At 64.3% G+C, this 13449-nt stretch carries 10 protein-coding genes; 7 read left to right on the forward strand and 3 right to left on the reverse strand.

All coding sequences use genetic code 11. From position 1 onward, the window contains the following. The first annotated feature begins 327 nt into the window (after window positions 1-327). Both M6G65_RS06400 and M6G65_RS06405 read left to right on the forward strand, forming a co-directional pair. Window positions 328-1143 carry a Crp/Fnr family transcriptional regulator gene (locus M6G65_RS06400; RefSeq protein WP_238198813.1) on the forward strand — a complete coding sequence of 272 codons (816 nt, stop codon included), beginning with the start codon at window positions 328-330 and terminating at the stop codon, window positions 1141-1143. Next, a complete protein-coding gene (locus M6G65_RS06405) occupies window positions 1140-3914 on the forward strand; it encodes a PAS domain S-box protein (protein WP_250103715.1) in 2775 nt (924 codons plus the stop codon). The genes M6G65_RS06400 and M6G65_RS06405 overlap by 4 nt, the downstream gene beginning before the upstream one ends. Window positions 3915-4043: 129 nt before the next feature. On the opposite strand, the gene M6G65_RS06410 is transcribed toward M6G65_RS06405, so the two are convergent. After that, entirely contained in the window at window positions 4044-4283 is a 240-nt protein-coding gene (locus M6G65_RS06410) for a hypothetical protein (protein WP_238198815.1), read from the reverse strand. Window positions 4284-4314: 31 nt separating this feature from the next. Then, window positions 4315-4491 carry a hypothetical protein gene (locus M6G65_RS06415; RefSeq protein WP_238198816.1) on the reverse strand — a complete coding sequence of 59 codons (177 nt, stop codon included), beginning with the start codon at window positions 4489-4491 and terminating at the stop codon, window positions 4315-4317. A gap of 1097 nt (window positions 4492-5588) precedes the next feature. Here M6G65_RS06415 and M6G65_RS06420 point away from each other — a divergent pair. Further along, window positions 5589-6257 carry a protein-L-isoaspartate(D-aspartate) O-methyltransferase gene (locus tag M6G65_RS06420; protein WP_238198817.1) on the forward strand — a complete coding sequence of 223 codons (669 nt, stop codon included), beginning with the start codon at window positions 5589-5591 and terminating at the stop codon, window positions 6255-6257. A 547-nt stretch (window positions 6258-6804) separates the two neighbouring features. Continuing rightward, on the forward strand, window positions 6805-7308 hold the full coding sequence (locus M6G65_RS06425) for a YciE/YciF ferroxidase family protein (RefSeq protein ID WP_238198859.1): 504 nt from the start codon (window positions 6805-6807) through the stop codon (window positions 7306-7308). 98 nt (window positions 7309-7406) lie between these two features. On the opposite strand, the gene M6G65_RS06430 is transcribed toward M6G65_RS06425, so the two are convergent. Beyond that, on the reverse strand, window positions 7407-9131 hold the full coding sequence (locus tag M6G65_RS06430; RefSeq protein WP_430929549.1) for a putative bifunctional diguanylate cyclase/phosphodiesterase: 1725 nt from the start codon (window positions 9129-9131) through the stop codon (window positions 7407-7409). Between the two features lie 786 nt (window positions 9132-9917). Between M6G65_RS06430 and M6G65_RS06435 the strand changes: the two genes are divergently transcribed. From M6G65_RS06435 to M6G65_RS06440, 3 genes are all read left to right on the forward strand, one after another. Continuing rightward, a complete protein-coding gene (locus tag M6G65_RS06435; protein WP_238198819.1) occupies window positions 9918-10652 on the forward strand; it encodes a Crp/Fnr family transcriptional regulator in 735 nt (244 codons plus the stop codon). 106 nt (window positions 10653-10758) lie between these two features. After that, the gene (locus M6G65_RS33905; RefSeq protein ID WP_373323857.1) at window positions 10759-11088 is read left to right on the forward strand and encodes a DUF6894 family protein; all 330 of its coding nucleotides are present in this window, start codon (window positions 10759-10761) and stop codon (window positions 11086-11088) included. 331 nt (window positions 11089-11419) lie between these two features. Next, window positions 11420-13423 carry an AI-2E family transporter gene (locus tag M6G65_RS06440; RefSeq protein ID WP_238198820.1) on the forward strand — a complete coding sequence of 668 codons (2004 nt, stop codon included), beginning with the start codon at window positions 11420-11422 and terminating at the stop codon, window positions 13421-13423. The last annotated feature ends 26 nt before the right edge of the window (window positions 13424-13449 follow it).

Here is a 13449-nt window from a genome sequence, read left to right on the forward strand (position 1 = left end):
GATGACGCTCGCAGGTTGAGTGGTCGATGGTTAACGAAGTCTGTCGATAGCGCTTTGACGTGAGGCAGGCTGGAAGTCGCTCGAGCGCCATGAGGCGCTGCAGCGCCTATCGCTCAGAGGCGCAGTCCAGCGGGTTCGGTTCACAACCCCTGTCGCGCAGCCGCGACAACCTTCGAGTTCCAGCGGCAGACGAAACGTGCTGGTCGACGCGGATGTCGGTCTCGAGACCATTCCCGACCCGGATATCTGGTCCATTCGTGGACAAACGGGCCGACAAAGGCTTGCTATCAGGCCCTCCGTACGCACGCCTGAGCGATCTCTTCATCCATGCCGACCTCGACTTCACCATCGCTGCAGGGCAATCTCCTGCTCGACGCTCTGAACGCGCGTGACCGCGCGCTGATCGCGCCCCACTTGGAACCTGCCGAGTACCGGCGCGGAGACGTGCTGTTCCATGCGCGCGATGAGGTCTCGTACGTCACCTTCCCGCTGCACCGCGCGATCGTCACCCTCGTGGTCCCGCTGCGCGACGGCAAGTCGGTGGAGACCGCCACAGTTGGTCATGAGGGCGCGATCGGCGGTGTCGTCAGCCACGGCTACCTGCCGGCTTTCAGCCAGGCCGTCATCCAGGTGGGTGGCCCCATGTTGCGGATCAGCGCCGAGCGGCTGAACGCGGCAAAGCTCGCCTCGCCGGCCGTGCGCGACCTGTTCGTGCGCTACGCCGACTGCCTGTTGGCGCAACTGCTTCAGTCGGTCGCCTGCAACGCCGTCCACCCGATCGAGCAGCGGTGCCTGCGCTGGCTGCTGACGCTCCAGGATCGCCTGGGCGTGCCGGAACTGCCGGTGACGCACGAGGTGCTGAGCGAGATGCTGGGGGTACGCCGCGCCTACCTCACGAAGATCCTCGGCAGGATGCAGGACGATGGCCTGATCCGCACGGGCCACGGCAGGCTCACCGTGCTCGACCGCGGCCGCGTCGAGCGTGCGGCGTGCGAGTGTCACGCCAGTGTACAGCTGCACTTCCGTGAGGTGTTGGGCGCGGTCTACGGCCGCGACGGCGAGATGCTCGCGGTAGACGTTACGGAGCCTGAGGCCCTGAAGCCACCTTCGCCCGCGGTGACCCTGCGGGAGACGGCGCGATGATCGACAGGATTTCCATTCCGCCGATGATCGAGGACCCCGGTCGCCTTGCGGCGTTAGACAGTTTTGCCAGCCTCGATCCGGCGACCGAGCAGGGCTTCGAGGACATCCTCCACCTCGCTACCCAGCTATGCGCGGTGCCGGTGGCGCTCGTCAGCCTCGCCGACCGCGACCGGCAGTGGTTCAAGGCCCGGGTCGGCTTCCCGACTTGCGAGACCGACCTCGATCGGTCCGTGTGCAAGTTCGTGCTGGACGAACCAGACATCCTGGTCATCGCGGACCTGACCGCAGATCCGCGCACGCGCGCCAACCCCCTGGTCACCGGCGAGCCACACATTCGGTTCTACGCCGGAGCGCCGCTGCGTACCGCTTCCGGACAGGTGCTCGGCAGCTTGTGCGTGATCGATACCGAGCCGCGGCCAGAAGGCCTGACGGGAGCACAGGCTGAAGCTCTGCGGCGATTGGCCCGCCAGACGATGGCGCAGATGGAGCTGCGCCGCGCCGTCTCTGAGAAGGATGCGGCCCTGGTCAGCCTACAGAGCCGTGAGGAGCACTACCGTGCGATCTTCGAGAGTGCGACGGACTACGCCATCATCGTGATGAACCTCGAGGGCAAGGTGACCAAGTGGAACGCGGGAGCCACCCGCATCCTCGGGTGGTCGCCCGACGACATCTGCGGCAAGCCCGCGGACGTGTTCTTCACGGACGAGGACCGTGCCGACGGGATCCCGGCCCGGGAGATGCACAGCGCTCTGACCGAGGGACGCGGCATCGACGAGCGGTGGCATCAGCGTAAGAACGGCGAACGATTCTGGGCCAACGGCGAGATGCAGGCCCTGCGCACGGACGATGGCTCGCCGATCGGCTTCGTGAAGATCCTACGCGACCGCACCGAGCAGCGCCTGTCGGCAGAGAGGCTGCGTGAGGTTGATCGACGCTTGGCTCAGGCCCAGGAAGTCGGCGGCGTCGGCCTGTTCTCGGTCGGCATCGCCGATGGCGTGCTCCATCCCACCCCGGAGTTCTGCCGTCTCTATGGTCTGCCGGAACAGGAGAGTTACCCGTCGACCGCCTTCGAGCAACTCGTCATCCCGGAGGATGCGCACCTCGTCTCCACCGCCGCCTCACGCCTGAGCGGGGAAGCGCCGCGCGATGTGGAGTACCGCATTCGCCGCGCCGACACGGGCGCGCTACGCTGGATCGCACGAAAAGGAGAACTTGAGTTCAACGGCGCTGATCAGCCCACCCGCTTCTCCGGTATCGCCCGCGACGTCACCGAGCAGCGCACCGTTCGGGACGCGCTGGCGGAAGGCGAGCGGTATTGGCGGGGTTTGTTCGAGCAGCTGCAGGAGGGCTTTATTCTCGGCCGGGTCATCCGCGACGCGCGAGGCCACATCACCGATTGGCGCTATGAGGAGGTGAACCGAGCCTGGGGCGAGCTGGTGGGCCTTCCCGCTCAGGACGCTGCGGGGCGGACCATCCGCGAGCTGTTCCCCGGCATCGAGGACGCCTGGGTCCAAGAATTCGCTCAAGTCGTGGAGACCGGCCGATCGGTCACGTTCACGCGACAGGTTGGAAATTTGAACCGCTGGTACGAAGGCCGGGCCCATAAGCTCACGGACGAGACCTTCGTGGTGCTATTCCTGGAGGTCACCGAGCGCGTTCTGGCCGAACGCGCCAAGCACGCCGCCGACCAGCGCCGGGCGACATTGCTCGACCTCGGCGACCGTTTGCGCGACCTTGATACAGTCTCGGAGATGACGCGGAGTGCGGCCGAGATCGTCGGCCGAGCCTTGAATGTCAGCCGCGCCGGATTTGGTCGCCTGGATCTGTCGTCCAAGTCCATCACGATCGAGCAGGACTGGACCAGCGGCACCCCGATTAGCATCGCCGGTCAGCATCACCTCGAGGACTACGTCACCCTTCGCGGAGAACTGGACTGGGGCGAGCCGCTCGTCATCGACGACGTCGAGACGGATCCCCGAACGACGGCCGGAAGCGAGCGACTTCGGGCGATCGACGTCGGTACCCTGGTCAACATGCCGGTGCGCGAGCGCGGGCGGTCTGTTGCGCTGTTCTTCGTGCATGACCGGCAGGCCCGGCGCTGGACGACCGACGAGGTCGAGTTCCTGCGCGCGGTCGCTGATCGGGTCGAGCTGTCGGTTGCTCGCGTCCGCGCTGAGGAGCAGCAACGCTTGCTCAATCACGAACTCTCGCATCGCATGAAGAACCTGCTCGCGATGGTGCAGTCCATCGCCACACAGACCATGCGCGGTGCGACGGACGTCGGGACTGCCAAGGAGGTGCTGGCCGGTCGCCTGATCGCGCTGGGCAAAGCCCACGATCTGCTTCTGGGCGGTGCCCTGACGAGCACGCAGATGGAGGCGGTCGTCCGCACTGCGTTGCAGGTCCACGAGGACAAAGCCGGTCGCTTCCGAATCTCAGGGCCGCCCCTGGAGATCAGCGCTGGCCGTGCACTCTCGCTGGCGCTCATGCTGCACGAACTCGCCACCAACGCCGCCAAGTATGGAGCCCTCTCGACCGAGAACGGGCACGTCGATCTGCACTGGGAGATCCTGACGGACCGTGAACCGTCGATGTTGCGCTTGTCCTGGATCGAGCTGGGCGGCCCCCCGGTGCTGCCGCCGACGCGCAAGGGGTTCGGCTCACGGTTTATCGAGCGCGGCTTGGCCTCGCAGGTCGGCGGCGATCTGGCTCTCGACTACCGACCATCGGGCGTCACCTGCATCGTGACGGCTCCGCTTACCGCCTTCTGAGACAGCTCGTGAGTGGCCACGTGAAGTCGCCCGCTCACCCGCTCTCGCGTTGTCGTCACTCCACAGATTCTCGAAGAGGGTACGCGCGGGAGTCTTGTGCGGTGATTGGCAACTCCGGCTTCAACCGCGTCACGGAGAGCCGGTCCCGAGTTGCTGAATGAGTGCACGATTTGCGCGACTGATCGAGAGCGTCTGCTCCATCACGCGCAGGACGTGCTCGGCATAGTCTCGTGGAGAGGTGCCCGCGCCAAGTTCGAAGACGAAACGGCCCTGACGTTCGCAACGCTCCTCGGCTTCGGCCACCTGCCGATCGAGATCGGCGCGCGGATCCGCGAGGTGCGATTGTGTGATCGCGAATATGACACTCATAAGTGCTGGTCCGGACGGTTCTCGAGGACGATCAGGTGATCGCACAGGCCGACGTGCCGCCGATCAACTTGGCGCGGCTGGGTTTCGGGAGCGTTGACGTTACGCTATCGGCCCTTCTCTGCGCGACGGCTGCCTGTCGCCTCCTGCACCGCTCCGCGGCCCCGATGGGGTACATCGTGATGCGGCGGATCTCCTCGATGAGGGTCATGTTCGCTGTCTCACGTTCATCTTCCGCTGGGGCTTACCGTCTCACGCGCGAGAAACATCGCCGCACGTCAAGGCGACGCCTGGGCACGCCTTGACGTTTAAGAACGCCGGGGTACGACGCGCAGCCCTAGACTGCTCGCGCATCGCCGCGCGATTGCGATGTCTGTGACCCGAGACGTCTCTCCAGCACCCAACGGATGAGGCGCACAGGCGATGTCTCAACACGAGCTCACCAATCGGCAGGATCGCTCGGTCCTCAATCCGCACGAACGCTGCGACGCGACGACCAGCCGGCTCGCGGAAGCCGCCGCTTCCAGCGCTCACCCGCGCGAAAATTAGGGTTCGTCTTCCGCTTGCTCCTGGTCGCGTCGGCTGAGGGAGCAGGGTCCAAGACCTCCAGGACCGGCTCGGCGCAAGCTTTGATCGTCGTGTCGCCGCGCCGAGCTTCTGTGACAACGGGCGCACGCTGCACGCCCTGTTCGTCGCGACTTTGCCCGACAGAAGTTTCGGCGACACTGGGGTTTACCGCGTCTACGTGAGCGGTCGGACTGTGAGGTTTCGCGACGTTCGAAGGTGCCAACGTGGGCAGGACGCCTGGTAGGATCCGGCGACCGTTGCCCTTGGAGGCCGGCCGCTCTTCCGCCGAAACCGCGGGCACAGGCAACACGGGTAGCTCTTTTAAGCGTTCCATCTCCTGATGCAGATTGGTCCCGCTCCAGAGGTCGCGGACCGGGGATGAGGTGGGAACGCGCGTCTCCGGCGCGGCTGAATTTCGGCGCTGGCGAGACTTGATCTCAACGACGAACGGCCGCGGCCCTCGATGACGGTTCATGGCTGACCTAGTGGCGAACGGTCTTGGCACCTACACGAAGCCCCCCAAAATTAAAAAGGATTTGCGTTGTCCAACCACGAGCCGCTCACATTCATGCTGGTGCGACTTCATATCGCTCAGGATGCGGGTTCGACAGTGAAATCGCCGATGCTCTCCGTCAACGAACGGTCCAAGCTATTGTCGGTCTGATACCGCGTCTGCGGCATGCCTTCGCGTGGGAGCTCGATCCGATGCTGGACGATGGCCCTGTCACTTGAGTTGAGCACATGTCCATGCCGAACCATGCCCGAGCGCGCTCGCGAATGGTCGAGGTGCAAATCGCCCGACGTGGCGTGCGCGACAGGGCTGTGTTGAAGGCCATGCAACAGGTGCCGCGCGAAGCCTTCCTTGAACCGGGATCCGCGAGGTTCGCCTACAGAGATACAGCATTGCCCATCGGCGCGGGCCAGACGATCTCGCAACCGTACATCGTCGCCGTGATGATCGAGGCCGCTGAGGTCAGACCGAGCGACTGCGTGCTGGAGGTCGGAGCGGGCTCTGGCTACGCCGCCTGTGTCCTGAGCCGGATCGCCAGGAAGGTCTACGCACTCGAGCGCCGCGCCGTCTTGGTGAACGCCGCGCGGCACCGTTTCGAGACACTCGGCTATGGCAATGTCGCGTTGCGCTTCGACGACGGCACCTGCGGCTGGCCCGAGGTCGCACCTTTCGACGCGATCCTGGTCTCGGCCGGTGCCCCTGAGGTGCCGGTGGCGCTCAAGCGGCAGCTTGCTGTTGGCGGGCGCTTGGTCATCCCGGTGGGTACACGACGCGTTCAGACGCTCATGAAACTCGTCCGCACGAGCGAGAACACCTACCAAGAGGAGGCATGTGGGGCCGTTGCGTTCGTCGCACTTGTCGGCGCACAGGGCTGGCCTGAAGACGACGGGCACTCATAGCCGAGCCGAGCCCCTAATCAGTCCTCCGAACGAGCACGGCCGGTCCGCTCGTCGCTTTATGTGAAGCTTCAGCCGAGAAGGACAATCGCCTGCTCGAAGAGATCATCGGGCGTGCTGCTCTCAAAGTATGTCTTTGTTCACGGCTTCGATCGTTCCGACGCGGCCCTTCAGGCCCGCCCTACGCGAAGAAAATTCTGAACGCCGACCCCACCGCGAAGCCGCCACGTTTCTGCACTTGAGCAAGGTTCCGCGCGCAACTGACAACGTGCTTTAACAAAGCTCAGCGAGAACAGATTGCGCATTGCTGAAGCTCTCGTTTGGTAACGCTGTGCCTGCGCTTCCATTAGGCCGACATCATTTCGCAACCTTGAGAGCAGGCGCGGCAGGGCGGCGAAGCTTGTTCGCCCCCATGCAAGATTTCACGACGGGCTCTGGTCCAGCGGCTGGAACCACAGGCCGCCTCTGAGCTTCTCCTCGGATGCTGACGCTCGCCGATTTGCCACGACGCAACGGCCACGAGGCAATGTCAAGATCTCTGGAGGAAGTGATGGGCCTATTCACAAGCGACATCAAATCGCTCGACGATCTGTTCGTCCATACGCTGCAGGACATCTACTACGCGGAGAACCAGATCACCAAGGCTCTGCCGAAGATGATCGACAAGGCCACGGACCCGCAGCTCAAGCAGGGCTTCGAGATGCACCTGCGCGAGACTGAAAACCAGATCAAGCGTCTTGAGCAGGTGTTCCAGATGCACGGTCAACAAGCGAAAGCCGTAGACTGTCCGGCTATCGATGGCATCATCAAGGAGGCGAACGAGACGGCGGGCGAGATCGCCGACAAGGAGGTGCTCGACGCGGCGCTGCTCGCGTCTGCGCAGGCGGTGGAGCACTACGAGATCACCCGTTACGGCACGCTCATCGCGTGGGCGAAACGACTGGGCCGCAACGACTGCGCCAGCGTGCTGCAGCAAACGCTCGACGAGGAGAAGGCCACCGACCAGAAGCTCACGGCCATGGCTGAGAGCAAGGTGAACCAGAAGGCTGCTTGACCTGCAGGTGACAACGCATCGGCTCTCGGGCCGGTGCGTTGTCACTGGTCTGCTCAGCGCCGGTTGGCATCGAACATACGACCGCTTCGGCGACGGGATCAGGCCGGGATACGTGCGCGAGAGACGAGCGTGAGGATTTCATCATTCGGAACGGGCTTGCTGATCAGGTAGCCCTGGACGTCGGTGCAGCCCTCCAGGCGGATGCGCTGCATCTGCTCGGAGGTCTCGACGCCCTCGGCGACCGTGGTCGTCCCGAGGCTCTTGCCGAGGCCCGCGATCGCCCGGATGATCGCCTCGCCGTCGGGCTTGCTCGTCAGGTCCTTCACGAAGGAGCGGTCGATCTTGATCTTGTCGAACGGGAAGGAGCGCAGGTAGCTCAGCGACGAGTAGCCGGTGCCGAAATCGTCCATGGAGACGCGCACCCCGAGCTCCCGGAGCCGGTGCAGGGTCTGGAGCGTCCGCTCGTTCTCCTGCAGCAGCACGCCCTCGGTGATCTCCACCTCCAAGCGCCGGGCCGGCAGGCCCGAGCTGGCCAGGGCCGAGATGATGGTCTCGACGAGCCGGTCGCTCTTGAACTGCGCGGGCGACACGTTCACCGCCACCGACATGTGCCCCGGCGAGGTCATGGCATCTCGGCAGGCCTGGCGGATGACCCATTCGCCGATCGGCACGATCAGGCCGATCTCCTCGGCCAGCGGGATGAAATCGAGGGGCGAGACCAGCCCGCGCTCGGGATGGTACCAGCGGATCAGGGCTTCGCAGCCGGAGAGCGCGCCGCTCTGGCGCTGCAATTGCGGCTGATAATGCAGCTGGAACTCGCGGCGGGCGAGCGCCTGGCGCATGTCGAGCTCGAGCTTCCGCCGCGCCTGCATGCGCGCATCCATCTCGGGCTCGAAGAACCGGTGGGTGCCGCGGCCGTCGAGCTTGGCCCGGTAGAGGGCGAGATCGGCGTTCTTCAGGAGCTTGCCGGCATCGGTGCCATCAGCCGGCACGAGCGCCACGCCGATGCTGGCTCCGATCGTCAAGAGGTGGCCCTCGATAATGTACGAGCGGCCAATCAGGTCGACGATGCGTCGCGCCAAGGCGTGGGCAGCGTCAGCCGCACTCACATCCGCCTGCACGATCGCGAACTCGTCGCCGCCGATGCGGGCGACGGTGTCGGTCGGCCGGAGCGTCGAGCGCAGGCGGTCAGCGACGATCTGCAGGAGTGCGTCGCCGATCGGGTGGCCGAAGGTGTCGTTGACCGGCTTGAACCGGTCGAGGTCTACCAGCAGCACGGCGCAGCCGTCGCCAGTGTGGTGGAACCGCGCCAAAGCGTCGTCCAAGCGCTCGCGCAAAAGCAGCCGGTTCGGCAGACCGGTGAGAGGGTCGAGACGCGCCAACTCGGCCGCGCTGACCTCGGCGGCACGACGCGCGCTCACGTCCTCAAGGGTTATGGCCCAGCCGTACCCGCTCACCGCGTAGAGGCCGAGTTCGATGAGGTCGTCCCGACATGGTAGCGTGAAAGCGCCGGACGCTCCGAGTTCAAAGGCGTGACGCACGTGTTCGAGCAATTCCGGCCAGGCAGATCCGGCCAGTGCTCGAAACGCTCTCAGGACTTTCCGAAACGACGCGCCTTCCCAGGTTGAGGCGTGCGGAGCGTTCAACAGGCATGAGGCGGACGCGGAGCAGAGGAGGACGCACCCGCGGCAGTCCAGCAGGAGCAGACCTTGGTGCGTGGCATCGACAAAAGGAAGCAGCGCCGAAGCCGCTTGCCGTGAGGTGAGGGACGGTTCGGCTGGACGGTGCTCTGCCTCGGGTACGACGCGCAGGCCCCTAGGCATGGTAGACGACCTTGGCGACAAGTCCTGCTCACGGGACCGATCAAACGGATGAGCAAACAAAGCACCTATCAGCCAGGTCCTAATTTTGCACTACGATTCAAGGATCGTACGACCCGGGGCGCGATTAAAGAGAGCGCGACAAATTTAGATCTGCGCGACTATCAAACATGTGCTCTTTCAAACAAATTCTGGACGGGCTTCAAGAATGCTTTGGGTCGCCGCGGCTATCGCGGCTATTTCGACGTGTGTTAATGCCTCTGTTGTCAATCCGTAATCCGTGAGTTTTGTATGCCAGATAACGAGTCCGAAGCACACCAGCAGCGTTATGCGTTTGTTGTGTACGACCCACCTGTACCAAGCCTTCCTTGGTTGGTGGTTTGTATCGGGCCAGACGGTAAGGTTCACGCTGTGGAGGCCTTCGCTACTCTTGAAGATGCACAGGCAAAAACATCCGAGTGCGCGGAAGATTTTATCCGGCATGTCGGGAAAGCCGGTGTGGGACAATTCCCACCTCGTACGTCACGCAAGCTGAATTAGGCAGCCAAGTGATGCGGCTGCTGGCAGTTCGCTGGCGAAGCACAGTGACCCGGACCGGACTCCAGCCATCGAGCGTGCACCTCCAGCGTGGTTACACAATCGGCGTGAGTGTGGAACCGTGCTCTCGCGCTCGTCTTGTCGGAGCACGCTCAAGTCTGTTGTACCATTCGCTATGGGCTGACGGGTTGGAATAAAAGATCTCGGCGGTTTCGCCCGTTCGATGCGGCGTGGCGAGTAAGGAAGGCGCTGATGTCCAATCCGCTTGTTATGAAGCTGGAACACGGCGCATGCCTGACCGACGCAGATCGCGCCTTCCTACACGATCTCTCCAGTCGGCCCCGCCGCGTCGCTGCCCATCGCGACATCATCCCCGAAGGTGAGCGGCCAGAGGACGTGCATCTCGTCATGGAAGGCGTCGCCTGCCGCTACAAGATTCTGCCCAATGGCCGACGCCAGATCATGGCCTTCCTGGTACCCGGCGACTTCTGCGACCTGCATGTGGCCCTCCTGGGCTTGATGGACCACAGCATCGGCACGTCCTGGGGTTGCACCGTCGTAGATATCCCGCGCGCCACTATCGACAACCTGACGGCTCACCATCCACGCATCACGCGCGCCCTGTGGTGGGCGACCCTTGTCGATGAGGCAACGCTGCGGGAATGGCTGGTCAACATGGGCCAGCGTGACGCTGACCGGCAGATGGCGCACCTGTTCTGCGAGTCGCTCGTGCGATTGCAGACGGTCGGCCGCGCGAGCGAGGACAGCTTTGAGTTCCCAATCTCGCAGGCGGATCTCGCCGACGTGCTGGGCATCACCAGCGTCCATGCGAACCGGGCGCTCCAGGATCTACGGGCCAAGGGATTAGTCGAGTGGAGGAGCAAGAGAGTGCAAGTTCCGAACGTGCCGCGCTTGAGGGCTTTTGCCGAGTTCGACCCAAAGTACCTGCACCTCAAGGGGCGCGAGAGCGGCGACAAGCAGGCTTGACGCTTCTGCTATCCGGCACCTCGAGCGGGATGTATCCCAGAGATGCACATCTGCAACCAAGGTAAGTTATGTTGTTGCTGGGCGTCTGAATTGCAGGCCGTCGCCGATGATCGTTGGCGCGAATCCCCGAGTGCCAGCGGCTGAGGGATGCATAGGCTCTCGCTTTCACGCGGTGGAGATTTCTGATGCCGCGCGACCACATCGACACCGACGACAGCCGCTCTTCGTTCCTGATGTCGAGAGGCGGGCGTATGAAAGCGTTGAGGTCGCCCGTCGCGTGGCGCACAGGACATTGGCCGAGACGGCGCGTCAGCGGATCCCAGCCGGCGAGCGATGCGTTCTTACGGCCTCACTCCGAGATGAGAACGGAACCGTCCTCTACGTCGCGGCCTTGACGCTCGTCGCCGAATGGAATGTTTCGCTGCCCGTTGCCTAAACGTTCCGAAAACAAGAGAACTGCGCTGCCGGTAGTGGCCAAGAAAACGCAAGTGCTTCGATTGCTCGCGCATGAGTTGTAGGCGGTCTCATCACCGGCCGTTGGACACAGGTACCAGTGGCTGGGTGAGCCGTGCGCTTCCACCTGTAGTACGAGGTGGAGCGACGTGCCGTCAGCCATGGTATCAGCCCTGTGCTGGAAACGATCAGGGGACCGCGAGGAAGTCGGCTCCGATACAGGGGTCCGCTTGGCGAACGCGCAGAGCGCTTCACGCGTTACGCGGTCAGTGGCGACACGAAGGTTCGTCGCTCGTGGTCCCGCGGAGTTCCTGATGCCGTCTACGCCCACACCGTCTCAACCCGCTCGCATTCCGCCGCCCGGTACGCCGGGTTTGTCCGGCCTGGCGACGCTCGCGGTGGCGGTCGTCGTGGTCGCGGCGCTCTATCTCGGGCGCGAGGTGTTCATCCCGCTCGTCCTCGCGGTTCTACTGAGCTTCGTCCTCGCGCCCGTCGTGGGCTTCCTGCGCCGCATCCATCTCGGGCGCGTCCCCTCCGTGATCGCCGCCGTCCTTCTGGCGCTCGGCATCATCGCGGGCATCGGCAGCGTCATCGGCCTGCAGGTCGCGGACTTGGCCAAGAACCTCCCCCAGTACCAAGTCACCGTGCAGAACAAGGTCGAAGGTTTGCAGCAGGGCGTGCTCGGGCGCGTCAACGAACTTATCCGCCGGTTCAATCACCAGGTCAGCGAGGCACAGAACAAAGCTGATACCGCGTCCGGTGCAGCCGCGGGCGCGCAGAGCGGGGGAGAGGCTCCGAAGCCGGTCTTGGTCAAGGTGCAGGAACCCGACCCGTCGCCGATCACCCTCGCCGAAAAGGTGCTCGGCCCCATCGTTTCTCCGCTCACCAACATCGGCATCATCCTCGTGGTGGTGGTGTTCATCCTGATGCAACAGGAGGACCTGCGCGACCGCATCATCCGCCTGTTCGGGTCGAGCGACCTGCACCGCACGACGGTGGCCATGGACGAGGCCGCGAGCCGGCTCGGCAGCTATTTCCTGGCGCAACTCGGCATCAACGCCGCTTTCGGAGTGCTGATCGGCATCGGCCTCTGGTTCATCGGGGTGCCGAGCCCGATCCTCTGGGGCGTGTTCTCGGCGCTGATGCGCTTCGTCCCCTACATCGGAGCGTTCATCTCCGGACTGTTCCCGGTCGCCCTGGCGGCCGCCGTCGACCCCGGCTGGTCGATGGCCATCTGGACGGCGGCGCTGTTCCTTGTTGCTGAGCCGCTGACCGGCCAAGTGGTCGAGCCGCTGCTCTACGGCCATTCCACTGGCCTCTCGCCCTTCGCGGTGATCGTCTCGACCCTGTTCTGGGGCTTCCTGTGGGGGCCAATTGGGCTGATCCTGGCCACCCCGTTCACCGTCTGCCTCGTCGTGCTCGGCCGCCACGTGGAGCGGCTGGAATTCCTCGACGTCCTGCTCGGTGACCGGCCGCCGCTGACGCCGGTCGAGAACTTCTACCAACGCATGCTGGCCGGCGACCCGGACGAGGCGCAAGAGCAGGCCGAGCTCCTGCTGAAGGAGCGCTCCTTGTCCTCGTACTACGACGAGGTCGCGCTGAAGGCGCTGCAGCTCGCCGCTAACGACTACCAACGCGGCGTGCTGAAGCCGGAGCAGCTCGACACGATCAAGGCGCTCACCCAGTCCCTGGTCGAGGAGTTCGCGTCACGTCCCGATGAGGAGCCGGAGGCGGCCGGCAAAGCTTCCACGGATGCCTCGGCTGAAACCTCGTTAGCCGAGAAGGCGCACCCGAAGAACGAGGCCGTCCCTCCTCAGGCACCCCCGCCCGAGCAGCGCCCACCGATCTGGCGTAGCGAGGCCCCGGTGCTGTGCATCGCAGGGCGTGGTCCGCTGGACGAAGCCGCCTCCACGATGCTGGCGCAACTCCTGGGCAAGCATGGTATCGGCGCGCGCGTCGTGCCGCACGAGGCGGTCGCAAGGACCGGGATCCGCACGCTCGACGTCACCGGTGTGGCGATGGTGTGCATCTCTTATCTCGACATAAGCGGCAACCCAGCTCACCTGCGCTTCCTGCTCGACCGGTTGAAGCGCAAGCTTCCGGGTAAGCCGATCTTGGTTGGATTGTGGCCGGCCGAAGACATGATCCTGACCGACCAAGCCCTTCGCCGCCAAGTTGGGGCGGATTACTACGTCGCCTCGCTACGTCAGGCTGTCGAGGCGTGCCTCGATGTCGTGCGACAGGAGTGTGAACAGATGACGCGGAACCCAAATCTTACTGTCGTGCGACAGAACGATCAGGAGAGAGAGCCGGTCTGAGTACTGGCTTTCGCGTACCCGTCCAA

Source organism: Methylobacterium tardum (assembly GCF_023546765.1).
In the GTDB taxonomy this organism is placed as follows: Bacteria; Pseudomonadota; Alphaproteobacteria; order Rhizobiales; family Beijerinckiaceae; genus Methylobacterium; species Methylobacterium tardum.